The sequence below is a fragment of the Ellagibacter isourolithinifaciens genome, assembly GCF_008831035.1.
Classification (GTDB): domain Bacteria; phylum Actinomycetota; class Coriobacteriia; order Coriobacteriales; family Eggerthellaceae; genus Ellagibacter; species Ellagibacter isourolithinifaciens.
Map to the genome: position 1 here is coordinate 74372 of NZ_WAJR01000005.1, position 25056 is coordinate 99427.

Here is a 25056-nt window from a genome sequence, read left to right on the forward strand (position 1 = left end):
CCGCGGCCCTATGCAGCGACAAGGAACAAGCTGCTCATACGAGGCCGCAGTAAAGAAGATGCGGGGGCTTCCCAGTCCGGAGCACGTTTACCGCAAGGGCTGCTGCCCCTGCAATCGCTTCGCTTAGGGGACGCCATTGGGCTTTTTCCCTTCACCCCATCTCGCCGAAAACGAGGCCGCGTGGGACAAAAATCATCGATATGTGAGGAGTTTCCTTTTACTAACTTTTCTCCATCAATTCCGAGCTGGGCAAACGTAGAGCGAAGAGAGAAGAGTCCTCCCCGCCGTCAGATTTCGACTCACATATCGCCGATTTTTGTCCCCCGACAAGACGTTTTCAGCGAGGCTCGCATAGCGAATCGCTCCCTGGCACCGCGTCTCAAAAACTTTTAAACCGGCGTGCGATCGCTCACCTTCAGAGGCCTACGCCGTGCTGCGAGGAGAATAATACCGATTGCGCTGCACCTCCGCACGCTCGGCTTTTGTTATATTTCACAATAAGCTAAGTTGAATCTCCTCTTTTCATTATTGCTAGATAAAGCTATCATTTTTGATAGCTTTATCTAGCAATAATGATAGATGGGATGAATATGTTTAGAAGAGAGCTGTCGCGAACACTCGAAGAACGACTCCGCGAGCCTCGCTCGTTCATCCAGGTCGTTATGGGGCCTCGGCAAACTGGCAAAACCACAGCAATCAAGCAGGCTGTCAAAGCGGCGGGATTGCCTGTTCGAGTTGCGAGCGCGGACAGCGCAATCGAGCTAGGAGCCGATTGGATCGAGCTGGAATGGCGCCAAGCAAGAAACATGACAGAGCCAGGCGCAAAAGCGGTACTCGTCCTTGACGAAATACAGAAAGTTGCCCAGTGGTCGCAAACCGTTAAGCGGCTGTGGGATGAGGATAGCTGGAACGATACTCCGCTTTTGGTAATTCTATCAGGCTCATCAAGCTTGCTTATCGGCAGTGGTCTTTCCGAGTCGCTGGCAGGAAGATATGAACTTCTGCGTTCAACGCATTGGAGTCTGTCCGAAATGTCCGAAGCGTTCGGCTACAACCTTTCCGACTATCTCGAATTCGGTGGATACCCTGGTGCCGCGATTCTCAAGAGCGACGAAGACCGCTGGCGCGAATACATGCGAGACTCCATCGTCGAGTCGACGATTTCGCGAGACGTTTTACAGATGGAAAACGTAAGAAAGCCTGCGTTGATGCGCGCACTTTTCGAGCTCGGAGCGCAATACTCTGCGCAAGAGCTGTCGTATCGAAAGATACTCGGCCAGCTCGACGACAAGGGCAACACCGACACCATCAAACACTACCTCGACCTCCTGTCAGGAGCAGGGATGATAAGTGGCCTACAGAAATTTGACGACAAGCCTATAAGGGCAAAAGCCTCTTCACCACGGTTGATGGTTCACGACCCCGCACTCATGACCTCGATGTGGCACGGAAAGGGAAGCCTCCTCGAAGACCCAGACCTCTACGGACATCTCGTTGAGACGGCGGTCGGTGCATACCTTATCGCACGCTCGGCGTTAGACGGCTTCGACCTTTACTGGTGGCGCGAAGGCGACTTGGAGGTTGACTTTGTCCTAAGGCGGGCGCGCAATATCACCGCAATCGAAGTGAAAAGCGGGCGCGTAAGCAAAAGCGGCATGGGGGCATTCTGCAAAGCCTATCCGAAGGCACGCCCGATAATTGTTGGCGATCGGAATACTCCCCTCGAAGACTTTCTACGAGGGAAAGTGCCTCTCTTTTAGGTTGAATCGCTGGAGCAAAGCCCGCAGGCAACCGCACGCATCTCGCACACGGTTTACGCAGGGCGCCTATTCACTACCGCAAAACGCCTGACGTCGTCGCATACTTTCTCGCGAAATTGCAGTATTATGTAAATTCTTATCGCGCAACGGCGACACTGCCCGCGCAATAACTTGGTTGGGATTATCAGGGGAAAGGCACACATGGACTTCAACGCGTGGCTCGTCGACGTCAGCGGGCAGATCGACGGCTTTCTGTACACCTACATCTTGCTCGCCCTGCTCGTCATCGTGGGCATCTACTACACCATCCGCACCAAGGCGGTGCAAATTCGCTACATCAAAGACATGTTCACCCAGATCACCGAAAAGAAACATGTCGAAGGGAAGCGCTCCATCTCGTCGTTCCAGGCGCTCATGGTATCGACCGCGAGCCGCGTGGGCACGGGTAACATCGCAGGTGTCGCCACTGCTCTTGCTACCGGCGGCCCGGGCGCTGTGTTCTGGATGGGGCTTATGGCCATCGTGGGTGCAGCCTCCGCGTTCATCGAGTCCACGCTCGCGCAGATCTGGAAGGTGCGCGGCAAGGACGGCGAGTTCCGCGGCGGCCCCGCATACTACATCCACCAGGCGCTCGGCAGCCGCGGTCTCGGCGTGCTGTTCTCCGTGCTGTTGATCTTGTGCTTCGCTTTCGGCTTTAACGGCCTGCAGGCGTTCAACGCCACGAGCGCGCTCGAGTACTACCTGCCCGGCGAGGCCATGCCGAAGGCCGCCATCGCGTCGGGCATCGTGCTCGCCGTGATGACCGCCGCCGTCATCTTCGGCGGAACGAAGCGCATCAGCGTCATCACGTCGATCGTGGTTCCCATCATGGCCATCGCCTACATCGCGATCGCGCTCTGGACGACCATCACCAACATCACCTGGCTGCCCCAAGTCTTCGCGCTCGTCTTCTCCTCCGCATTCGACTTCCAGTCGATCTTCGGCGGCTTCGCGGGATCGGTCGTCATGCTCGGCATCAAGCGCGGCCTGTACTCCAACGAGGCCGGCATGGGCTCCGCACCGAACGCCGCCGCCACCGCAAGCGTGTCCCATCCAGTGAAGCAGGGCCTTGTGCAGAGCCTGTCGGTCTACATCGATACGCTGCTTATCTGCACCTGCTCGGCGATGATGGTGCTCGTGTTCTACGTGCAGGACCCCGCAGCCGCCGCGAACCTCAACGGCATGCCGCTCGTGCAGATGGCCGTGAACAACTCCGTCGGCGAGGCGGGCATCCACTTCATCACGTTCGCTATCTTCGCGTTCGCGTACTCGAGCCTCATCGGCAACTACTTCTACGCCGAGAGCAATCTGCGCTTTATCAAAGGCGATAGCAAGGCGCTGCTCACGGTCTTCCGCATCGTGTGCCTGCTCGTCATCTTCTACGGCGCCACGAACAGCTTCGATCTGGCATGGAACCTTGCCGACATTTTCATGGGCCTCATGGCGATCATGAACCTCATCGCGATCCTGCTGCTCGGCAAATGGGCGCTTGCCGCGCTCGACGATTATTCGGCGCAGCGCAAGGCAGGCAAGGACCCCGTCTTCGTCGCTGACAGCATTCCCGGCATGCCGAAAACCGACTGCTGGCATCTTGAGGAGGTGCGCGACTTCGGCGAGCCGCCCGTGAAGGAATACCTCGACGAGGCGATCGAGACCGATTACGTCGGCCTGAAATAGGTTATTCCCGAACTATCGGGAAACGGAAACATCCTTAAACGAAAGGGCTCCAGTTCTTATAATTTAAGGCGCATATTGCTCGCGCCGTATCAAGGGAGGCTGACAATGGATCGTGCAGAATTCATGGCTCTGGAGTCCTCGAAAAAGGCCGAAGTGCTCAACGCGCTCCTCGATGAGGGGAAAAACCAGAAAGAGGCCATGGGCGCCGTCGGCGTCACCATCAAAGACCTCATGGTAACGCAGGTGTTCTTCTCGAAGACCGAGGGTCGCTTCAACGCGAACGCCGTGGGCGGTTACTCGAATTTCCACAGCGACTCGACGGGCGAGGCCGCAAAGTAGCCCATCACGCGCTTCAATCACCAGCAGACCGAAAGCGGGGGCTGCCGCAGGCATGCGGCGGCCCCCGCTTTGCGTGACGGCATCGACGGTAAGTCTTTCCAGAATGCGAAGGGGAAAGACATGCTCGGCATAGGCGTCGGCATAGGCTCCACGGCAACGAAGATTGCCGTGCTCGACGAGAGCAGCGCAGTCGCCGACGTGGACGTGCGCCCCAGGCACTATTCGCCTGGCTCCGCGGCGGCTTCGCCCATCTTCTCCAGGTTATCCACGAAGTCCGCAATCAGCGCGGCGGACTGATCGCACACGAAAACGCGCTCGCGGTTGTCGATGGCGACTTCCTTCACGATGCCCGCCCTGACCAGCTGGTGCATCGCCTCGTTCGTGGCACCGTAGCTTTTCCCAATACAGCTGGCGGCGTGCCGCGTTGCCAGCTGGGGAACGGCCAAGAACAAATCGAGCAGCCTGTCGGTCGCCGAGTTCGCGGGGATCTTCAGCCCGCGCGACCTCCAACTATTGCGAAGCTTGCTCACCTTCGAGATGAACATGTTGGCGATGACGACGCCCATCGAGGTGTTGCGCGCATTATAGAAGGCCCACTGCTCCTTGTAGACTTTGTGGCTCTCGCTTGTGAGCTCCTTGCGGCTCGCATCCTTTAGGGTCCTTCGGTATTCCCACTCCAAAGACGCGCCCCAGCAGATGGGAACCATGAGATCGTTCGCGAAAAGGCCGCGCCTGAACATGGGCATGAACGCGAACAGCAGGCCGGTCCGGTCGATCATGGAGTCGAACGGCACGATGCGCTCGAAGGCATGGTGGATCACCGACGCCTGGCCCAAGGGGGAGAAGTACTCGCCGTTGCAAAACTCGCACAGCTTCCTCATCTCGCGAGGGATCTCAAGCGGCACCGAGCCTTTCTTGTACGGCAGATAGGTCCTCCTGAAACCGTGGGCGCGCTCGTCGGAGTTGACGCCGAAGAGCAGGATCTCGTTGAGCCGCACGACCGTTTCCAGCGTCGCCTCGAAGCCGGGCTTCGCGATGCTCGAGACCCACTCGAGCGCCTGCATGTAGTGCAGGGCCTCGATGACAGTGCCACTCGTCTCCTCAGGCAACCGCAGCATCGACCGCATCGATGCGAGGCATCGCTCGACATCGTTGTCGAACTTCCAACCCGCGACGTCAAAAAGAACGATCAGCGGCACGGGCGGAAGCGCGATGTCGTGGACCATGCGGATGGCGAACACGGCGTCGATCGCGAGCAGCGTGTTCTTCAGATATTCGGCATGCGGAAGCTGCGCCGCCCGCTCTCCGAAGCGGATCATCTCCGCCTCGGCACTGAAGAACGCCGCTTGCGTGTCAGCCGAGAACGGCTTGAAGTAGTCCATGATTCCCCCTCGAAATCATGTATGTCCCCTGCAAGGATAATATAGCAGCCAGCAGGCGTGAGGTGGGAAATTAGTTCTTGCTGTCTCAAATTGGGGACACGATTGTCCTGAATTCCCACTATTCAGAAACATTACACGACTGAAACGTGTCCGCTTTCACGGGAAACGGAAACGCCCTATGCAGACACCTATCGCGCCCTGCAGAATCATCTCGGGAGCCGCGCATGGAGGACGCGGCAGCTCTAAGCGAGCTAGTTTCCTATGGAGAAGGAGGGGCCATGTCAAGAGATTCGTTAGTCGAGAAGTACAACGAGCGTCACGAGGGTGTCGATTACTTCTACACCACGTGCCACAACAACGGCTGCTGGGATGCCACGTGTTTGATCAAGTGCGGCATCAAAGACGGCAAAGTTGTCTCGATCGAGCCCGATGATTCCGTGAACGCGGGCATCGCACGCGAAGATGACGACGAGAACGCCGTCCAGACCGGCATGTTGCAGGCCCGCGCGTGCCCGATGGGTCATGCGTGGCGCCAAGAACTCTACTCCGAGAACCGCCTGCTCTACCCGATGAAGCGCGTGGGGGAGAAAGGCAGCGGCCGCGGCCACTTCGAGCGCATTTCCTGGGACGAGGCGCTCGACACCATCGCCGAGAAGATGCGCGTCATGGCGAAGGAGAACCCCGACCATCCCTGGCTGTACTACTGCTACTACGTTGCGTTCGAGAGCTCCGACTTCCCGTTCGCGTCGTACATGCCGGGCACCATCACCGGCTGGGGCGACCACTCCACTTCCGGTAGCGCCGCCGCAGAAGACTTCCATCTGGGCGTTCGCCTGACAGACTGCCTGATCAAGGGCACCTCCGATGCCTATCCAGGATTCGAGGCACCTGACCTTTTGAACTCCAAGCTCGTAGTCCTGTGGGGCTTCGACCCGATGGTCTCCTGGTTCGGCATGGTGCCGTATTACATGAAGCTAGCACAGGAGCGCGGCTGCAAATTCATCCTCATCGACCCCGTATACAACGTGAGCGCCGAGGTCCTAGGCGCCCAGTGGATTCCCATCCGCCCGGGCACCGACACCGCGTTCGGCCTGGCCGTGGCACACGTTCTCTACACCGAAGACCTCTACGACCATGACTACGTCGCCAAGTGGGTCGAGCCTGAGGGTTTCGAGGAGTGGCGCAAGTACATCGTTGGCGACGTCGACGGCGTCGTGCACGATCCCGAGTGGGCCGAGCCCATCACCGGCATCCCCGCCGAGACCATTCGCGAGTTCGCGCGCTACTACGCGAAAATGAAGCCCGTCCATCTCCACCAGATGTACGGCGTTTCCAAGCGCAACCTGGGCGACTACGCTGCAGCAGTCGCAATGCTGCTCCAGGCGATGACCGGCAACCTCTCCATCCCCGGCGGCTGCGAGGGCGGCGGCGCCAACCTGGTTACCCAGCCTCGCATTTTCGCGCCTGTCCCCAATACGGGCCAGATTCCGGGCGATGTCGTCAACCCGATCACGAACAACAACAACAAGGTGACCGAGCTCATGCACTGCCAGAAGCTCTACGCGGCCGGCGAGATCACCGAAGACGAGTTCCGCCGTCGCATCGGTTGCCCGCCCGACAGCCCGCTGCCGTGCCTGAAGATGGCCATCATCCCCAACAACTACATCAACAACCAGCACAACGTCTCCAAGCGCATGAAGGGCTTCGCCAACATGGAATTCTCCTGGGGTTGGCAGTACTTCAACGACCAGCCGTCCATGGAGTTCCTCGACATCGTGCTGCCCTCGCCGATCATCCAGTTCGAGTCGACCGACATGCACTTCTTCGGCATCAATCGCTTCTGGGGCTCGCCGTCAGGCATGATGAACTACTTCCTGTTCGCCGGCAAGGGCGTGAACCCTCCGGGAGAGATTCGCTCGAAGGACTGGGTCTGGATGGAGCTGGCGCGCCGCCTCGGCTTCGCGGACAAGTACAACCCCAAGATGCTCGACGTCACGGATTGGCGCGAGTGGGACGAGCAGGTCATCGAGCGCATCTACAAGCCCGCCTACGAGGAATGGGCGAAAGACGAGACGGGCATCTTGGCCTACAACGGCATCGAGCCGCGCCCATGGGAGGAGTTCGTGAAGCTGCCGATCGTGCGCGTTCCCGGCGAACCCGGCGAATGGTTCTATCCCTTCAAGAACACCGTTGAGTGGGATCGCTCGCCGTTCAAGACCCCGTCCGGCAAGATTGAGTTCGAGAGCTCGTATGTCAAGAACAACGACCTCACCAAGACGCGCTACGGCGGACTCTACGACGCCTACCCGCGTTGGCAGCCGACCTATCAGGACCTTCCCGCCAACGACAGCTACTACCACCCCTGGACACAGAACTACCCGCTGTCCATGGTCACGCCGGTTTCCACGTACCGCCAGCACTCCGCCAACGACCAGAACCCCTGGCTTAAGGGCGACTGCTACGAGCACATGGTTCGTATGTCCCCGGCAGACGCCGCCGACCGCGGCATCAAGACGGGCGACCGCGTGCTGGTCTACAACCAGTTCGGCGAGGTCGAGATCACCGCATACGTTTCCTCCAAGCTGCTCCCCGGTACGGTTTCCATCGCCCATGGCGAGTGGTCCAAGTTCGACCACGTCCGCAAGACGAAGCTCATGCCCTACGGCATCGACACCGCAGGCAACTGCAACTTGCTCATCGGCGACACCCATCTGCCGCACATCGTCGGCGCGCTGCTGACGGCAGGCTTGGTTGAGATCAGAAAGGTAGGGGAATAACCATGACCCAGTACGGATTCTTCTTTGACCAGAGCCGCTGCTATGGCTGCAAGGCATGCTCCGTCGCATGCAAGGACTGGTACGACATCGCGCCCGGCCCCGAGAAGTGGATGAGCGTGTACATGTGGGAGAAGGGGCGCTTCCCCAACCCCTCGATCGGCATCCTCGCCTTCAACTGCGGCCACTGCGACAACCCCGTCTGCGCTGCAGCCTGCGAAAACGGCGCAATCTTTAAGGAAGACAAGTACGGCGCCGTCCTGATCGACCAGGACAAGTGCAAAGGCGATCGCCACTGTTTCGAGGCCTGCCCCTACGGCGCGCCCAAGTTCGCCAGCGACGAGCCGGGTACGAAGATGAGCAAGTGCACCATGTGCATCGACCGCCTGGAAAACGACCAGCTGCCGCTGTGCGTGGCATCGTGCCCCATGCGCGCCCTCGACTTCGGCCCGATCGACGAGCTTCGCGAGAAGTACGGCAACGTGAGCCAGATCGAGACCATGCCGAGCCCGACTTTGACCAACCCGAACTGGGTCGCGAAGGCCAATCCCCCCAAGGAGCAGCTCATTCCTTACGATGCCGTGAAGGCCATCGAGCTGACGAAGCCGCGCACCGGCACCGACGACGTGTTCGAGGGTGACCTCGCGAGCGTCACCGAGTTCGATGCCGATGTCGCGTGCATCTCCGAGCTTCGCATGAAGAACGCCACGGTTGCCGAGGTCATGGCAGCCACCTCGAGCGACCAGGGTTAATCCCCCTTTAAGCAGCGGTGAGGGAGTGCGGGATCGCACGTGCGCGGCCCGCACTCCCCAAGCCGCCGAGCGATTGCCGCCCGCTTCGACCTCGGGCGGCGGAATGGAGTTTAAGATGGAACTGACACTCCAACACGCTGGCATCTACTGTCGCGATATCGACGAGTCGATCGCTTTCTACGAGGATGTCCTCGGCTGCAAGCTCCTTTTCAGATCAGACGCCATGGAGGGCGACAAGCCGCTCAAGATGGCGTGGATGAAGGGGATGGGCACCGCGTTAGAGCTGCTCGAGTGCGAGGACAAAACGACGTGCAATAAAGCTTGCGAATGCTTGAACCACCTGGCGCTTCGCGTCGCGAATATGGACGAGTTCGTCGCTTTCCTGGGCGAGAAGGGCATAGCCATCGAGGCCGGTCCCTTCGACCCGCCGCTGGAATTCGACCGCCCGCTTGGTTCCGATAACGACGACCTGTTCACCGTGTACGGCGATGCTGGCACGCAGCTGCGCATCATGTTCTTCCGCGGGCCCGGCGGCGAGCGCTTCGAGGTCCTCCAGGACAATATCAAACCACTCTAACCTTAGGCGGAGGGCGAGCGCCGAATGCTGCCTCGTCCTCTTCCCCGATTCCCTCCTAATTAGAACCCTATTAGACGTTGGGCCAGGATACCTGCAAACGCAAAGGGCAAGGGATGGAGCTATCTTGACCCAGCACTTCTCAAAGAGAAGGGAATTCCTATGGACACTAACAAGAAATACGCAAATTGGGCGCTCATAGCCATCGCCATGCTGCTGTTCGGCACGGCCATCGCGACGGTTCAGTACAAGGTCCCCGTCGTCATGGGCGACATCATGACCAAGATGAGCATGGACGCAGGGTCCGCCTCGTGGCTCATGTCGATCTTCACCTTCGTGGGCATCATCTTGGCGCTTCCCACGGGCGCACTCGCCAAGAAGTTCGGGCCGAAGACGATGCTGCTCGCAGCAGCCGTCGTCGTGGCAATCGGCTCGCTCATCGGCGCCTTCGCGGGCAACGGCACCATCCTCATCGTATCCCGCGCGATCGAGGGCGTGGCGTTCATCTTCGTCACCATCTGCGGTCCTCTGGCCGTGCAGAAGTACGTCGCTCCCGACAAGATCGGCTCCGCGACGGGCATCTGGGCCCTGTGGGTCTGCCTCGGATCCGTCTTGGGCGGAGTTCTGACCCCGACGCTCTACGCCGCCACCGGATTCGTGGGCGTGTGGATTATCTACGCAGCCGTTGCCGTCGTCTTCGCGATTGTCGTTGCCGTCATCGTCAAGTTCCCCGGCGGCGAGGCGCTTGATGCGCCCAAGGGCGAAGCTTCCGAGGAGAAGGTGAGCTACTCCGAGCTCGTCAAGCCGAACATCCTTCTGTTCTTCTTCGCGTTCCTCGTGTTCAACCTGACGCTGCTCGCCGTTTTGGGCTTCGCGCCGACGTTCATGCAGCAGCAAGGCGTCGACCCCACGCTCTCCGGCTTCGTGAGCACCCTGCCGATGCTGCTCGCGGTCATCTCCTCACCGCTGTTCGGCTCGCTTTCCGACAAGATGGGCCGCTGCAAGCCGCTCTACCTGCTCGCCATGGTCGTCATGGGGCCGTGCACGCTGATTCTTCTCACCCAGACCGGTCCTTTGATGTGGGTCGGCGCCATCGTCATGGGTCTTGTCGGCCTCGGCGGACCTGTTATGTGCCTGACCTCCTACATCAACGTCCTCGGTCGCCCCGAGCTGATGTCGATCGGCATGGGCGTGCTCATGCTCGTCCAGAGCTTGGGCCAGTTTTTGGGCACGTGGCTCGTCCCCATGCTCCTCGGTCCCGAGATGTCCTCGTGGATGTTCGCCGGCATCGTGATGTGCATCATCGGCCTCATCGGCACGGGCGCCCTCGCCCTGTGCAAGTTCAAGTAAGGCTTTACTCGACCTGAGGAGTATCCCCACGCGCAGGCCGAACCTGCCGCGACGGGCCCGACAATCCCCGTTCGCCAGGCGAGTACCCCCACGCGCACAGGTCAACCGTCATGCGAGCTGGTCGGGAGCGCGGTGCCTCGGTTTCCCCCCACATGGAGGTTGAACCCGCCATCAGCGTAACCAAACAACAAGCAAGCAAGATTCCCCTGAAAGCTTGCGCCTGAAGCGCCCGCCGCATCCCACGGCGGGCGCTTCAGCGTTTTGGGTTGAGGCGACAAGCTGGATGGGCAAAGTAGATTGAGCGTTGTGTGCCATGGAGACTGCAGACGCGAGGCGAGAGAGCGACACGGCGATGAGCGGACGGGTCGCGGCAAAACCTGCACACATCAGACAAAAATTTCGGCGAAGAAGGGGAGTGGTCTCCGGCGATGGCCCTCGATGCACCGAAGGTCGGGACGCGATTGAAGAACTACTCGTAAAAAATCTGCTTGCTTTATCACTCTACTGTGGTAAAGTGTGAGCCGTTCGAAAGAGGCGCAAGAAGAAACCACAAGGCCTCGAAACGATGCAAGTAACGTGAACGCAACATTCGAGAGGCTGCAAGCGTTTACAATGAGTTGCCGCAGCACACGGGCGAAAGGTGCCACGTCGCCGGTCCTCACCGGAGGAAAGGCGTCGCCAAGCTTGCCGCACGATGACGAAGGAGAAGGTACGACCGTGAATTACACAACGCCCTCGGGGTTTCGCGACATCTTAGCAGATGAGGCCGCGCGCCGCGAGGCAGCCGCGTTCGACGTGCAGCAATTGCTCTCGAAAAACGGCTACGTTCCCGTGGAGACGCCCACGCTCGAGATCATGGACGTCATGAACGCCGGCGGGCGCGTGCCGGGGACCCCGTTCAAGCTTTTCGACTCGCGCGGCGACCTGCTCGCGCTGCGCCCCGACGTGACGCTGCAGATCGCGCGCATGTGCGCAACGCGCCTCGCAGGGCAGCCAGGGCCTTTCCGCTTCCGCTACCAAGAGCGCGTCTTCCGCGAGGCAGAAGGCCGTCCGCAAGCGGAAGCGCGCGAGATGACGCAGGTGGGCGTCGAGCTCATCGGCGAGGCTGGCCCTGCCGCAGACGCCGAGGTAGTCGCCTTGCTCGCCGAGTCGCTCGAGCAGATCGGGGTGGGGGACTTCCGCATCTCGGTCGCCACAGTGGGCGTGCTGCGCGCCCTGCTCGCAGGATGCGGCGCCGACGAGGCGTGGAAGTCGGGCGTGCTTTCCGCCTATCACGCCAGCAACTTCGTCAAGCTTGACGAGCTCACGGGACCGGGCGCGCAGAAGGCGGGGGTGGCTCCCGTCTTCGCGCAGGCCATCCGCGAGCTCGCGAACGTTCGCGGCGGACGCGAGGCGGTCGCGCGCGTGCGCGATCTGGTTGCGCCGCTCGGCTGCCAGGACGGCCTCGCCGACCTCGAGCAGACCCTCGAGCAGCTCGACGAGAAGGGTCTGGCCGATCGCATCTTCGTCGACTTCTCGGTCATGAGCTCGTTCGACTACTACACAGGCATCGTGTTCGTCGCCTTCGCCCCCGCGCTCGGCGCACCGCTCGGTTCGGGCGGGCGCTACGACAACACGATCGGGGCCTACGGCGAGAGCCGTCCCGCCGCCGGCTTCGCGTTCTACCTCGATCAGGCGCTTGCCGCCGCCGCGGCCGAACAGCAGGCAGAAGCGCGTCCGCTGCGCATCGCCGTGCCCAAAGGCTCGCTCAACCCCGACTCCATCGCGTGCCTTTCGGCGTGCGGCCTCGACACGACGGGCCTCGCCGACCCAGGGCGCCAGCTCATCATCCGCAACCCCGGCGTCGAGTACATCATCGTGCGCCCCTCGGATGCCCCGGTGTTCGTGGAGCTTGGAGCAGCTGACTGCGGCATCTGCGGGGAAGATTCCCTGCTCGAAGCCGCAACGGGCACCGTCGAGCTCGTGGACCTCAAATTCGGTGCATGCCGCTTTATCGTGGCCGAGCCCGAGAGGGCGAACGAGCGCGTCGCCGAGCACTATCGGACCTGCGGCTCAATCCGCGTTGCCACGAAGTACCCGCGCATCACCGAGTCCTACTACGCGAGGAAAGGCGAGCAGGTCGAAATCGTTAAGCTTCACGGCAACATCGAGCTCGGGCCGCTCACGGGTCTCTCCGAACGGATCGTCGACATCACGGCGACGGGCCGCACGCTTCGCGAGAACAACCTGGTCATCGTCGACGAGGTGCTCTCGTCGACGGCGCGCTTCTTCGCAAACCCGTGTGCGTTTCGCACCGACCCGCGCGTGGTCGAGCTCGCGGACAAGCTGCGAGCGGGCGCCGAAGCAGGCCTGTGGGACGCGACGGTGATTGCCGGAAGCGATCAGCCGCACGCGGACGCGGGCGCAAACGAGTAAACGACCATCCAATCACTGAGACGTTTCAATATAAGAAGGGAACACATCATGCGTCGAGTCATTCTGAAGGAAGGCGAGCAGTTCAAAAGCTCGCAGATCAATCGCACGGGAGCGTTCAACGCTGGCGCCATCGCCGCAGCGACCTCGATCATCGAGGAGGTGCGCGAGCGCGGTGATGCGGCGCTGCGCGACTTTACCGCCAAGTTCGACGGCGTCGAGGTAGAAGACTTCCGCGTGCCGCAGGAGACGATCGATGCCGCCGCAGCCCAATGCGACGCAAAGACGGTCGCCGCGCTCGAGCATGCGGCCAAACAGATTCGCGAGTTCCACGAGCGTCAGAAGCAGCAGAGCTGGATCGCCACGCGCGAGAACGGGGCGATCGTCGGCGCGAAGGTGACGCCGCTCGAATCCGTAGGCATCTATGTTCCTGGCGGACGCGCGCTTTATCCCTCCACCGTGCTCATGAACGCCATCCCCGCATCAGTCGCGGGCGTCGAGCGCATCGCCTGCGTGACGCCCCCGTCCAAGGACGGCTCGCTCGATTCCGCTATCCTCGCCGCCTGCAAGATCGCCGGCGTGACCGAGATCTACTCGGTCGGTGGCGCCCAGGCTGTCGGCGCTCTTGCCTACGGCACCGAGACCATCGAGCCGGTTGCCAAGATCACCGGCCCCGGCAACGCCTACGTCGCTGCCGCGAAGAAGATTGTGTCGGGCGATGTGGGAATCGACATGATCGCAGGCCCCTCTGAGGTGTGCGTCGTCGCTGATGAAACGGCAGATCCCGCGCTCGTCGCCATCGACCTTATGGCCCAGGCCGAGCACGACCCCCTGGCCGCCTGCTACCTCGTCACCTTCTCCGAGGAATACGCCGACCAGATCGAAGCTGCCATCGAGCGCCACGTGAAGCACTCCACGCGCGCGGAGATCACCATGGCGTCGCTCAACGACCACGGCCTGATCACCATCTGCCCCGATCGCAAGGCCGCAATCCAGGCGGTGAACGTGATCGCCCCCGAGCACCTCGAGCTGCATGTGGAAAACGCCATGGACCTGCTCGGATCGATCAAGAACGCGGGCGCAATCTTTTTGGGGGAGTGGACCCCGGAGGCGGTCGGCGACTATGTGGCCGGCCCCAACCACACGCTTCCCACCGGCGGCACCGCGCGCTACGCAAGCCCGCTTTCAGTCGAGGAGTTCGTGAAGAAGTCGTCCATCATCCAGTACACCCCCGAAGCGCTCGCGACCGACGCCGACTCCGTCATGACGATCGCTCGCCACGAGGGCCTGTGGGCGCACGCGATGTCCGTCGAGCTGCGCTGCAACGAGCTCGCTGGCAAGCCGACCGAAGTCGATGCAGGTGAGAGCGTTGAATAGCGTGAGGCAGTCCGCCCCTCAGCTGCAGGGGCTTGTGCCCTACGACCCGAAGTACCTTCCCGCGAGGGCATATCTTTCCGCGAATGAGAACCCGCGCGACGTGGAGACCGAAATCCGCCAGAAGATCATCAGCGCCATTCGCAAGGTTCCTTTGAACCGTTACCCCGATCCATTGGCCAACGATCTGCGCGACATGATCGCCGAAGCGAACGGGCTCGACCGCGACCAGGTGCTTCTGGGCAACGGCGGCGACGAGCTTTTGTTCAACATCGCGCTCGCCTGGGGCGGGCCGGGACGCAAGTTCCTAAACCTGCCGCCGACGTTCTCGGTGTACGCGGCCAACGCGCGCCTCACGGGCACCGAGGTCATCGACGTTCCGCGCCTCGTCGATTACTCGATCGACGAGGAGACAGTGCTTGAGCGCGTCGGCCAAGGCGACATCGACTACGTCATCGTGGCCAGCCCGAACAACCCCACCGGCAAGCTCGCGAACGAGGAGTTCCTCGCAAAGCTCCTCGACGCCACCGACGCGCTCGTCCTGGTCGACGAGGCGTACTTCGAGTTCTCCCGCACGACGATGCGCCCCTACCTCGCAATGCACAAGAACCTGCTCATCCTGCGCACGTTCTCGAAGGCGTTTTCGCTCGCGGGTGTCCGCATGGGTTACATTCTGGGAAACGCCGAGGTCATCCGCGAATTTTTGAAGGTACGCCAGCCGTATTCGGTCGACGCCGTCTCGCAGGCGATTGCACGCGAGGTGTTCTCCGAGCGCCAGAAGTTCGAGCACGGCATCATGGCGATCATCTCCGAGCGCGACCGTCTGCTCGAAGAGCTGGGGAAGGTGCCCGGGATAACCGTGTATCCTTCGGACTCGAACTATATCCTGTTCAAGCTCGAAGGCGCCGACAAGGTGTGGGAGGCCCTCTATGCGCGCGGCATCCTCGTGCGCGACTTCTCCCATGCGCCGATGCTCGAGAACTGCCTGCGCGTATCGGTAGGGACCGAAAAAGAAAACGACGAGTTTCTCGCCGCATTGCGGGAAATCGTGGCGAACAAGTAGGAAGAGGTGCACATGAGCGAGCGGACCGCACGGATTGCACGTACCACGAAGGAAACCGACATCGAGCTGTCAATCGACCTCGACGGCACCGGCGTGACTGACATCGAGACCGGCATCGGCTTTTTCGACCACATGCTCACTGCCTTCGGGCGCCATGGGCTGTTCGACCTGTCGGTGCGCGCCGAAGGCGACCTGGAAGTTGACGGCCATCACACGGTGGAAGACGTCGGCATCGTTGCAGGCCAGGCCTTCGCACGCGCGCTTGGTGACAAGCGCGGCATCAGGCGTTTCGGTTCAATCGCCCTGCCCATGGACGAGGCCCTCATCCTGGCGGCGGTCGATATCTCGGGCCGCGGCCAGCTCTTCTGGGAAGCCGACGTCCCGGCAGTCATGGTGGGCTCCTTCGACGCGACGCTCGCCAAGGAATTCTTCATCGCCTTCGCCGCAAACGCGGGCGTGACGCTTCATATCCGCGAGCTTGCCGGGGAGAACACCCATCACGTGATCGAGGGCATGTTCAAGGCGGTGGCGCGCGCGATGCGCCAGGCCGTCGAGGCCGACCCGCGAATGGGCGATGCGCTGCCGACGACCAAAGGCGCTCTGTAGGAGATGCGAATGATAGCGGTAGTCGATTACCAGAAGGGCAACCTGAAGTCGGTCGAGCGCGGCCTCATTGCCGCAGGTGGCGAGGCCTTCATCACGGCGGATGCGTCCGAGATAGCCAAGGCGGACGCCATCGTCTTGCCGGGAGTCGGGGCCTTCGCGGACGCGGCGGCGACGATGTGCGAACTCGGGCAGATGGAGGCCATTCGCGACCGCGTGCGCGCAGGCGTCCCCTTTTTGGGAATCTGCCTCGGCGAACACCTGATGTTCGAGCACGGCGTGGAAGGCGCGCCTGAAGGCAACCCCGCGTGCGGACTGGGGCTTCTGCCGGGTACCGTCGTCGCCATGCCGCGATGCGATGCGCAAGGAAAAGCGTTCAAAGTGCCCCATGTTGGGTGGAACACGATCGAGATGCCTGCGTGTAACGAGGGAGGGAAAGCGGTCGCAGTCCCTCCGTGCGGCGGAGTCGGGGGAAATGCCGTGCTCAAACAGTCCTCGCTTCGCTGCGGAACTGCGCGCGGCACCTCCCCCGACTCCGCCGCACTGCTCGATGGGGGACAGGCTGAACCCGAACTTTCCTCGCTTCGCTCGGAAAATGCGGGCGGCGCCTTCCCCGACTCCACCCCACAGCCAGGATGCGACCTCGCCTTCGCCTGCCCGCTCTTCGACGGCATAGCGCCTGGCGAGTACTTCTACTTCACGCATTCCTACATCGCGCCGACAGGTTCTCACACCATCGCCGAGACCACCCACAGCGTGCGGTTCACAAGCGCCGTCCAATTTGGCGAATGCGCCTTCGGCGTGCAGTTCCACCCCGAGAAAAGCTCCGATGCCGGCGCACGCGTGCTCGCGAACTTCGTGGCAATAGCTGCCCGCGGCTAAGCAGTCGCTGCACCGATTTCAGAAAGGAACGCAGAGACATGTATCTTCTCCCTGCAATCGATATCCTGGAAGGCCGCGCCGTGCGCCTCGCCAAAGGGGACTATTCCCAGGTGACGGTCTATAACGACGACCCCGTCGACCAAGCACGGAAGTTCGAGGCCCAAGGTGCCACCTGGATTCACGTTGTCGACCTCGACGGCGCGCGCACAGGCGTGCCCGAAAACATCGCCATCGTCGAGCGCATCGTGCGGGAGACCTCGCTTTCCGTGGAGGTCGGCGGCGGCATCCGCACGCTCGAGACCCTCGAGCGCCTCGCGGACATCGGTGCCGCTCGCATGGTGCTCGGCACCGCGCTCGTGAACGACCCCGATCTCGCGCGCGCCGCTGTGGAGCGCGTAGGGGGAGACAGGCTCACCGCCGGCATCGACGCGAAGGGCGGGGAAGTCGCCGTCTCAGGTTGGATCGAGGGCTCGGACGTTGCGGCATGCGATCTGGCCCGCGAGATGGGCAAGGCGGGCTTCAAACACATCGTCTACACCGACATCGCACGCGACGGCATGCAGACCGGACTCGACGTGCGAGAATATGTCCAGATGGCGGAGGCGTTCGGGCACCCCGTCATCGCGAGCGGGGGTGTGGCGAGCGTATCCGACATCGAGCGCCTCGCACCGGTTGCAGCCTCCATCGAGGGCGTCATCACCGGGCGCGCGGTATATGAAGGAACCTTAACGGTTGAAGAAGGCGTCGCGGCCTGCGCTGCGGCCACGAAGGAGTAGGCCATGCTTGCCAAGCGAGTGATTCCCTGCATGGACGTAAAGGACGGGCGCGTCGTCAAGGGCGTGAACTTCGTGAATCTGCGCGACGCGGGCGACCCGATCGAGCTCGCACAGCGCTATGACGAGCAGCGCGCAGACGAGGTCATATTCCTCGACATCACGGCGACGAGCGACGACCGCGCCACCACTGTCGAACTTGCCAGCCGCGCGTCCGAGCAGCTGCACCTGCCCTATTGCGTCGGCGGCGGGTTCAGAAGCGTCGCCGACATCCGCAAGATGATCGCGGCGGGCGCCGACAAGGTGTCGGTGAACTCTGCCGCTGTTGCGAACCCCGAGCTCATCACGCAGGCAGCAACTGCGTTCGGCACGCAGGCGATCCTCTGCGCGATCGACGCGAAGCAGCGGGCAGACAACCCCAACAAGTGGGAGGTCTATGTCCACGGCGGCCGCAAGGCAACGGGAATCGACGCCGTCGAGTGGGCGCAAGAGGCGGCGCGGCGCGGCGCGGGCGAGATCCTGCTCACGAGCATGGACCGCGACGGCAGCCGCGACGGATTCGACTGCGCCCTTACGCGGACCGTGGCGCGCGCAGTGAACATTCCCGTTATCGCGAGCGGCGGCGTCGGCAAGATCGAGCACTTCGCCGAGGGTATTTTGGAGGGCGAAGCCGACGCCGTACTTGCCGCAAGCGTATTCCATTTCGGCGAGATGACCGTACGCCAAGTGAAGGAATACATGCGCTCGCAGGGCATTCCCGTGCGCCTGTAACGTGTTTGTCACAAGCGTGTCGCACGAACCGGAAGGACACTAACATACATGGCAGTGATTGACAGCATTCCCGAGCTAACCTACAACGAAGCCGGCCTCATTCCCTGCATCGTGCAGGACGTAAAGACCCGCGAAGTCCTCATGATGGCGTGGATGAACGCGGAATCCGTGCGCCTCACGCTGGAGGAGCGCACGACTTGGTTCTTCTCGCGAAGCCGCCAGGAGCTTTGGCACAAGGGCGGCACGTCCGGCAACACGCAAGCGCTCATCGAGCTGCGCTACGACTGCGACGCCGACTGCCTGCTCGCACTGGTGGAGCCCGCAGGCCCCGCCTGCCATACGGGCAACACCACCTGCTTCTACCGCGTGATGGGGTAGGACCCGGGGCTCGCCAGTGTGTGCGCTTCTTGCTGTTTCGCCGCACACAGGGCAACCTTCGGTAGAATCGATAAGTCCTATCCGAGCGCGACAAATAGCGCATCGCGCACGCACGAAAGCTCATACATGATTATAGAAATCCTGAAAGCCCTGCTCGAGGGCATTGTCGAGGGCATCACCGAATGGCTGCCCATCTCGTCAACCGGTCACATGATCCTCATCGACGAGTTCGTGAAACTGCAGGTATCAGACCAGTTCCTCGCCCTGTTCCTCGTAGTCATCCAGATCGGCGCAATCCTCGCCGTCATCATCATGTACTTCCACAAGCTCAATCCTTTCAGCTTCAAGAAGACGCCGGCGCAGCGCAAAAGCACCTGGCGGCTGTGGGGCATGGTCGTCATCGGGTGCATTCCGGCTGCGGTGTTCGGATTCGCGCTTGACGATTGGGTAAACGAGCATTTTTACAACAAGGTCTGCGTTGCCGCGATGCTCATTTTGTACGGCATCATCTTCATCGTGCTCGAACGCCGCAACCATCGTCGCTTTCAGGAGGCCCGCGCAGGACTCGCGCTTTCCGGGCCGCGCCCGCGCGGCAAACATGCCCGCGTCGACGCTCAGGCGCACGCAACAAGCGAGCAGCTCGATGCCCGCGCAGAAGAGCAGCTGTTCAAGATCACCGACGTCGACGACATTGACTGGAAGACCGCGCTCAAGATCGGCCTCTTCCAGGTGCTCGCGATCATTCCGGGAACAAGCCGCTCGGGGGCCACAATCATCGGCGGCATGCTCGCCGGCTGCTCGCGCACCGCGGCGGCGGAGTTCACGTTTTTCCTGGCCATCCCCGTAATGCTTGGCTGGGGCGCAGTGAAGGCCGCGAAGTTCGTGCTCGCAGGCGTCGCCATGACCACGACCGAAGTCGCCGTGCTCGTCGTAGGCGTCGTGTCCGCGTTCGTCATGTCGATCATCTCGATCAAGTTCCTCATGGGCTACATCAAGAAGAACGACTTCACCGCCTTCGGCATCTACCGCATCATCGTGGGCGTGCTCGTCCTTGCCTACTTCGCCTTCGAGACCATGGGCATGCTGCCGTAAAGCCGCAATGCAATCCCAGCCGAACATCCCTCGCATCGCCTATACGCCCAAACTCGCGACGTACATGCGCAAAAAGGGCTTCCGACATATCGCCATCGAGCACGCAAGCGCGTGCGGCTGTTGCGTCGACCTGTCGGAGGTGGCCACACGGTTTCTCGATGACGCGGCGGCGGATAAACTGCGCACGAAGGGCTGCGTCGAACTTCACGGCGAGCTGGGGAGCATCCTCGTGGCGCGCGGGATGGAATACGACGACACAGTTGAACTGGGACTTCGCAGCTTCTTCGGCGCGAAGGACATCACCGTGCGCGGCATCAGGTCGTGGAGCTTGTAGCAAACCCCTAGTTGGCAGTGGGGATGGAGCCAAACCCCAAGTCGATGGTCAACTGGGCGAGTTGTGCGACGTTTTTTCGCTCGATAGAGCCCTTCACGACCGACTGGAACACCTTCTTGAAATAAAACCCCAGGTCAGCAAAGCCCGAATTGAATTGTTCTCAGAAAGATCGATGCACAACTCGCTCAGTTGACCACGAACTAGGGGGTTTGCTCCAGAAAGCACCCTGTCGTGGGCAGAAATCGCCGATATGTGAATCGGGAAGAGGTGGAGGGCTTATTCCTCCTTGCGCGCGACCGCGAACATGGAGCAGAATGAAAGGGGACGGCCATAGGGGACCGAATGGCCGAAAGGTCGAAAGGCCCATGGGTCGGCCGCGAGAACCTGACGGGTAGCGCACCGCCGCAGGAAGCCACAGGACTACCTCAAGAGCTGGGAGGACCTTATGCATTACGTCGAATCACCGCATCGTTTGCCTTACGAGATGGCATCGGGAATCCTTCAGGCGGAAATCGGCTGCTCGTACAACCGCTGCCGTTTCTGCTCGCTGTGCCGCAAGCCGGGGAAGGACTACCGACCCGCACCGTGCGAAGAGGTGGAGGCCGACCTCGACGAGCTCGCTTCCTACGTGCGCAGACCCACGCGCATCTACCTCTACGGCGGAAACCCCTTCGGCATGCCGCGCGATATCCTCATACCGCTGCTCGAGCGCATTCGCGAGAAACTGCCTGAGGTGAAGACGATCGGGGGCTTTTGTCGCGTGGCGGACGTGAAGGCCGCGACCGACGAGGACCTTGCAACCTGGGCGCGCCTCGGGGTGCAGGGGCTCTCCATCGGAGCCGAGAGCGCCTACGATCCCGCGCTCAAGTTCATGCGCAAGCCACATACTGCGGCTGACCTGGAGCAGCAATGCGCGCGGCTCAGCAAGGTCGGCATCGACTACACGCTCTTCTACCTGGCCGGCATAGCGGGCGCCGGAAAGTGCTCCGAGGCGGCACGCGCGTCTGCCGAGGTCTTCTCGCGCATCAACCCGCTGCGCATCAACATCATGACGCTCACCGTGTTCGACAATGCCGACCTCGCGCAAGACGTTGCATCGGGCGCCTTCACCCCGGCAGCCGAACGCGAGATCGTGCTCGAGATTCGCGACTTCATCGCAGGCCTTTCGGGGTGCACGTCCTTCATCGAGGCCGGCCACGACACCAACATGGTGCATTTCGATGGTGTGCTGCCGCGCGACCAGGAAAAGATGGTCCTCTACCTGGAGCAACGCGCTGAGATCATGAACGAAGAGCACATGAGGCTCCTCCGAAGCCGCTTCCGCGCGCTATAGCGGAGGCACGTGGGAAGGTGGCGCGCTCGCGCGTGACCGAGGGGCGCGGGCGGCACGCGAGGCCTATCCAAATGCTAGGTTTTTCCGCTCGCCGCCCCATTTCACCCGCTTTCGGGTTAGCCGCGGCATCTCTTTTGCTATCATGTCAAGCACACGAGTGGCCCCATCAGGGCAGATTCTCGTTAAAGCAATGAGGCATGAGAGGAACGTCAATGCCAGAAGAAAGCAAGTCGCTTGCTGAAATCGAAGCGCACCGCGCCAAGATCGACGAAATCGACCAGCAAATCGTTGCGCTTCTGAACAAGCGCGCAGGTCATTCGCTCGTAATCCGCGGACTCAAACCAGGAGCCCGCATGGGGCTTTATGACCCCAAGCGCGAGGAGGAGATCTTCGCTCGCGTCAATTCTTATAACGAGGGACCTTTGTATAACGAGAACCTGCGCGAAATTTACGAGGCGATTCTCAAGGTTATGAAGGAGACCCCGTCCGTATGAGCGAAGTGAAACCCGTGTCCCAAAAGCTTCCCGATTACGGCACGCGCACCGACGAGATCGCGATCTTCGCCGGCCCGTGCTCCGTCGAGAGCGAAGAGCAGTTCAACGAAGTCGCCGAATGCATCGCGGGTCTCGGCCTGCACTGGATTCGCGGCGGCGCGTTCAAACCGCGCACGAATCCGCACAGCTTCCAGGGCCTTGGTGAGGAAGCGCTGCAGATCATGAAGGCCGGGGGAGAGAAATACGGCCTGAAAACGCTCACGGAAGTCATGGACTCCGAGCACTGCGAGATGGTCCATTCCTACGTCGACGGCCTGCAGGTGGGCGCGCGCAACTTCCAGAACTTCAGCCTGCTGAAGAACATCGGTAAGGTGACGAAGGATTCGCATAAGATGGTGCTGTTCAAGCGCGGTTTCGCCGGGACGATTGCCGAGTGGCTCGCCGCGACCGACTACATCACCATGGCGGGTAACGACAATGTCGTGCTCTGCGAGCGCGGTCTGCGCACCTTCGAGACCGCGACGCGCTTCACGCTCGATATCTCGGCTGTGCCCGTCATCCACAAGCAGAGCCTCTATCCTATCTGCGTGGATGTGTCTCACCCGGCCGGAGTGCGCGACCTCGTGCCCGCACTTGCAAGGGCAGCAGTGGCGGTCGGCGCCGACTCGATCATGATCGAGGTGCACCCGAACCCGCCCGCGGCCCTCTCCGACGGTCCGCAGCAGCTGACGCCCGCCCAGTTCACCGACCTTATTACCGATCTGCGCGAACTCGCTGCCGTCTTCGGGAAGAAGATCGTTTAGCGCACCGCGCGCAGCAAATAACACCAACCGGGAAGGCCGCCTCGAGCGGTCTTCCCGCTCCTTGGGGACAAGCGAGCCGGTAAAGAGTTCCCGAAGCATGCGGAAAACCCGAGCCCTTCCCTATGATCGGGCGCCTGGGAGCAATCCCTAGGCAGGCATGCTCTTCCCAGGCGGTCCCCTCTCCTTAATACCACGAGGATGCTACAATGGCACGCGTTCGCCCTTGACGCCCTCGACAAATCGGAGCCGCATGACCAACTTTTCCAAACCCATCAACCGCGCGCTTTTCCTTGCGTGCGTCATCGTGACGGGCGCGCTTGCCGGCGCGTTCGTGTGGGCGTTCTTCTTCTTGATGGACAAGGGGATCGAGTTCTTCTGGTCCACGCTTCCCGCGCTCATCGGCCAGGCGGCTAATGCGCATCTGCCGGGGCTTGCGGAGGGGCCATTCGGCTTTCTACCGTATCCGCTCGTCGTCTGCATCGTCGGCGGGCTACTCATCGGGTACTTTGACAAGAAAACGGGCGCGCGCCCCGAAGAGCTCACCGCCGTCATGGGTAAGGTGAAGAAAGACGGCCGCTATAGCTACGAGGGCATCGGCAAACTTTCGCTTGCGGCGCTTCTGCCGCTGCTGTTCGGCGGGTCGATCGGCCCCGAGGCCGGGCTCACCGGCGTGATCGCGGGGCTCTGCACCTGGGTCGGCGATAGGATGCGGCGTTTCGGAGCCGACTTCCGCGCACTCACCACCATCGGCACGCAAGCCGCCTTGACCGCCCTGTTCACCGCCCCCTTGTACGGCTTCGTGGCCCCGCTCGCAGGGACGGCGGACGCACCGAAAGACGGCAAAGACGACGTCGACATCAAGCTGCCGCGCGCGCAGAAAACCTTCGTCTACCTGTGCGCCATCGCGGGCGCGCTCGCGGCGTTTCTGCTGCTCGGAGATGTGTTCGGGGGAGGAATGGGCCTGCCGCGCTTCACAGGAATGAAAGTGGGCGCGCTCGAAGCCGCGCTGGTCATACCCGCCGCCCTTCTCGGATGCGCCGCGGGATGGTCCTTCCACGCATCGACCTGGGCATCGGGAAAACTTGCAAGCCGCATGGGAGAGCGGTCCGTCGCGAAGGCCGTGCTCGGCGGGATTGTCCTCGCGGTATGCGGCATGGCGCTGCCCTACACCATGTTCGCGGGCGAGGCGCAAACGCACCTGCTGATGGATAGCTACCTTGCAATCGGCGCGGGCGCGCTCATAGTAACCGGACTCATAAAGGCCGCGCTCACCCCGTTCTGCATCCAGATGGGCTGGCGCGGGGGCCATTTCTTCCCGCTCATCTTCTCAGGCGTGAGCATGGGCTACGGCTTTTCCCTGCTCACCGGCGCAGATCCTGTGTCGTGCGTGGCAGCGTGCACCGCGGGGTGCATGGGAGCCGTCATGCGCCAGCCCGTGATGACAGCGTTGCTGCTGATCATGTGCTTCCCCGTGAAGGGCGTCGTCATCACGATCGCGGCTGCGGCCATCGGAGCTGCGATCCCCTTGCCGAAGACACTCTCCCCCGCCAAGCCGCGGGGAGAGGGCTCGGCGGGGGAGAGTGCTCCAACGGGGGAGAGCACCCCGGCACGGGAGGGGCGCGCGAATCGAGAAACCAAGGAGGCAGGCGAATGATAAACTTCCGGATGCTCGTGGACGTGCTGAGGCACTCAGGGTTCGGGCCGATCACCTGTGTGTTCGCGATAGCCTTCCTCATATGCTCAGCGGCGGTATGGCTCGCCGACCCCGAAACCCTCACCTTCGGCGACGGGGCGTGGTTTTCTTTCGAAGTAGTGTCGACCATCGGATTCGGCGACGTGAACGCGACGGGGCCGGTGGCGCGCGTGGCAGCCGTAGTGCTCAGTGTCCTCAGCATTTTCTACATCGCGCTCTTAACCGGCGTTGTCGTGAGCTACTGCACGACCGCGATCAAGGCGCGCCAAGAGGGCACGCTCGCCAACTTCGCTGCCAACCTCGAGCGACTCGACGAGATGACCCCCGAGGAGCTGGCCGCGTTCTCCGCGCGAGTAAGGGAATACCGCCGCACGCAATAGCAAAAAGAACACGCGCAAATACAG

Annotated in this window: 23 protein-coding genes; 22 read left to right on the top strand and 1 reads right to left on the bottom strand. The window is 61.7% G+C overall.

The window, feature by feature from the left end:
• Nucleotides 1–572 precede the first annotated feature (572 nt).
• The 3 genes from F8C90_RS03440 to F8C90_RS03450 all read left to right on the top strand — a co-directional run bounded on the left by F8C90_RS03440 (nt 573) and on the right by F8C90_RS03450 (nt 3815).
• A complete protein-coding gene (locus F8C90_RS03440) occupies nt 573–1760 on the top strand; it encodes an ATP-binding protein (RefSeq protein WP_246155768.1) in 1188 nt (395 codons plus the stop codon).
• Nucleotides 1761–1961: 201 nt separating this feature from the next.
• The gene (locus F8C90_RS03445) at nt 1962–3476 is read left to right on the top strand and encodes an alanine/glycine:cation symporter family protein (protein ID WP_158049053.1); all 1515 of its coding nucleotides are present in this window, start codon (nt 1962–1964) and stop codon (nt 3474–3476) included.
• A 105-nt stretch (nt 3477–3581) separates the two neighbouring features.
• Nucleotides 3582–3815: a hypothetical protein gene (locus F8C90_RS03450; RefSeq protein ID WP_158049054.1), complete on the top strand. Its 234-nt coding sequence runs from the start codon at nt 3582–3584 to the stop codon at nt 3813–3815.
• Nucleotides 3816–4033: 218 nt separating this feature from the next.
• Here F8C90_RS03450 and F8C90_RS03455 read toward each other — a convergent pair whose 3' ends face one another.
• Nucleotides 4034–5197, bottom strand: coding sequence for a Fic family protein (locus F8C90_RS03455; protein WP_158049055.1), 1164 nt, complete (start codon nt 5195–5197; stop codon nt 4034–4036).
• Between the two features lie 278 nt (nt 5198–5475).
• Between F8C90_RS03455 and F8C90_RS03460 the strand changes: the two genes are divergently transcribed.
• From F8C90_RS03460 to F8C90_RS03550, 19 genes are all read left to right on the top strand, one after another.
• Nucleotides 5476–7974 (top strand): molybdopterin-containing oxidoreductase family protein, encoded by a 2499-nt coding sequence (locus F8C90_RS03460; RefSeq protein ID WP_158049056.1) that lies wholly within the window; start codon nt 5476–5478, stop codon nt 7972–7974.
• Nucleotides 7975–7976: 2 nt separating this feature from the next.
• A complete protein-coding gene (locus tag F8C90_RS03465) occupies nt 7977–8723 on the top strand; it encodes a 4Fe-4S dicluster domain-containing protein (protein ID WP_158049057.1) in 747 nt (248 codons plus the stop codon).
• A 115-nt stretch (nt 8724–8838) separates the two neighbouring features.
• Nucleotides 8839–9300 (top strand): VOC family protein, encoded by a 462-nt coding sequence (locus F8C90_RS03470; protein WP_170264524.1) that lies wholly within the window; start codon nt 8839–8841, stop codon nt 9298–9300.
• A 159-nt stretch (nt 9301–9459) separates the two neighbouring features.
• Nucleotides 9460–10647 (top strand): MFS transporter, encoded by a 1188-nt coding sequence (locus tag F8C90_RS03475; RefSeq protein ID WP_158049059.1) that lies wholly within the window; start codon nt 9460–9462, stop codon nt 10645–10647.
• A 717-nt stretch (nt 10648–11364) separates the two neighbouring features.
• Entirely contained in the window at nt 11365–13062 is a 1698-nt protein-coding gene (hisG, locus tag F8C90_RS03480; protein ID WP_158049060.1) for an ATP phosphoribosyltransferase, read from the top strand.
• A 48-nt stretch (nt 13063–13110) separates the two neighbouring features.
• Complete coding sequence (gene hisD / locus F8C90_RS03485) at nt 13111–14436, top strand: histidinol dehydrogenase (protein ID WP_158049061.1); 1326 nt, start codon at nt 13111–13113, stop codon at nt 14434–14436.
• Nucleotide 14437: 1 nt separating this feature from the next.
• A complete protein-coding gene (hisC, locus tag F8C90_RS03490; RefSeq protein ID WP_246155770.1) occupies nt 14438–15496 on the top strand; it encodes a histidinol-phosphate transaminase in 1059 nt (352 codons plus the stop codon).
• Nucleotides 15497–15508: 12 nt separating this feature from the next.
• A complete protein-coding gene (gene hisB / locus F8C90_RS03495; protein WP_158049062.1) occupies nt 15509–16102 on the top strand; it encodes an imidazoleglycerol-phosphate dehydratase HisB in 594 nt (197 codons plus the stop codon).
• Between the two features lie 9 nt (nt 16103–16111).
• Nucleotides 16112–16981, top strand: a complete 870-nt coding sequence (locus F8C90_RS03500) for an imidazole glycerol phosphate synthase subunit HisH (protein WP_158049063.1) — start codon at nt 16112–16114, stop codon at nt 16979–16981.
• A 38-nt stretch (nt 16982–17019) separates the two neighbouring features.
• On the top strand, nt 17020–17757 hold the full coding sequence (hisA, locus tag F8C90_RS03505; protein WP_158049064.1) for a 1-(5-phosphoribosyl)-5-[(5-phosphoribosylamino)methylideneamino]imidazole-4-carboxamide isomerase: 738 nt from the start codon (nt 17020–17022) through the stop codon (nt 17755–17757).
• Between the two features lie 3 nt (nt 17758–17760).
• Nucleotides 17761–18525, top strand: a complete 765-nt coding sequence (gene hisF / locus F8C90_RS03510; RefSeq protein ID WP_158049065.1) for an imidazole glycerol phosphate synthase subunit HisF — start codon at nt 17761–17763, stop codon at nt 18523–18525.
• 48 nt (nt 18526–18573) lie between these two features.
• Entirely contained in the window at nt 18574–18903 is a 330-nt protein-coding gene (gene hisI / locus F8C90_RS03515; protein WP_158049066.1) for a phosphoribosyl-AMP cyclohydrolase, read from the top strand.
• 126 nt (nt 18904–19029) lie between these two features.
• Nucleotides 19030–19995, top strand: coding sequence for an undecaprenyl-diphosphate phosphatase (locus tag F8C90_RS03520; protein WP_158049067.1), 966 nt, complete (start codon nt 19030–19032; stop codon nt 19993–19995).
• A gap of 7 nt (nt 19996–20002) precedes the next feature.
• Nucleotides 20003–20329: a hypothetical protein gene (locus tag F8C90_RS03525; RefSeq protein WP_158049068.1), complete on the top strand. Its 327-nt coding sequence runs from the start codon at nt 20003–20005 to the stop codon at nt 20327–20329.
• 484 nt (nt 20330–20813) lie between these two features.
• Nucleotides 20814–21662: a radical SAM protein gene (locus F8C90_RS03530; RefSeq protein WP_211361005.1), complete on the top strand. Its 849-nt coding sequence runs from the start codon at nt 20814–20816 to the stop codon at nt 21660–21662.
• Nucleotides 21663–21874: 212 nt separating this feature from the next.
• On the top strand, nt 21875–22156 hold the full coding sequence (locus F8C90_RS03535) for a chorismate mutase (RefSeq protein ID WP_158049070.1): 282 nt from the start codon (nt 21875–21877) through the stop codon (nt 22154–22156).
• Complete coding sequence (gene aroF / locus F8C90_RS03540; protein WP_158049071.1) at nt 22153–22959, top strand: 3-deoxy-7-phosphoheptulonate synthase; 807 nt, start codon at nt 22153–22155, stop codon at nt 22957–22959. Before F8C90_RS03535 ends, aroF begins: the two co-directional genes overlap by 4 nt.
• A 250-nt stretch (nt 22960–23209) precedes the next feature.
• The gene (locus tag F8C90_RS03545; RefSeq protein WP_158049072.1) at nt 23210–24613 is read left to right on the top strand and encodes a chloride channel protein; all 1404 of its coding nucleotides are present in this window, start codon (nt 23210–23212) and stop codon (nt 24611–24613) included.
• Complete coding sequence (locus F8C90_RS03550; protein WP_158049073.1) at nt 24610–25032, top strand: potassium channel family protein; 423 nt, start codon at nt 24610–24612, stop codon at nt 25030–25032. Before F8C90_RS03545 ends, F8C90_RS03550 begins: the two co-directional genes overlap by 4 nt.
• The last annotated feature ends 24 nt before the right edge of the window (nt 25033–25056 follow it).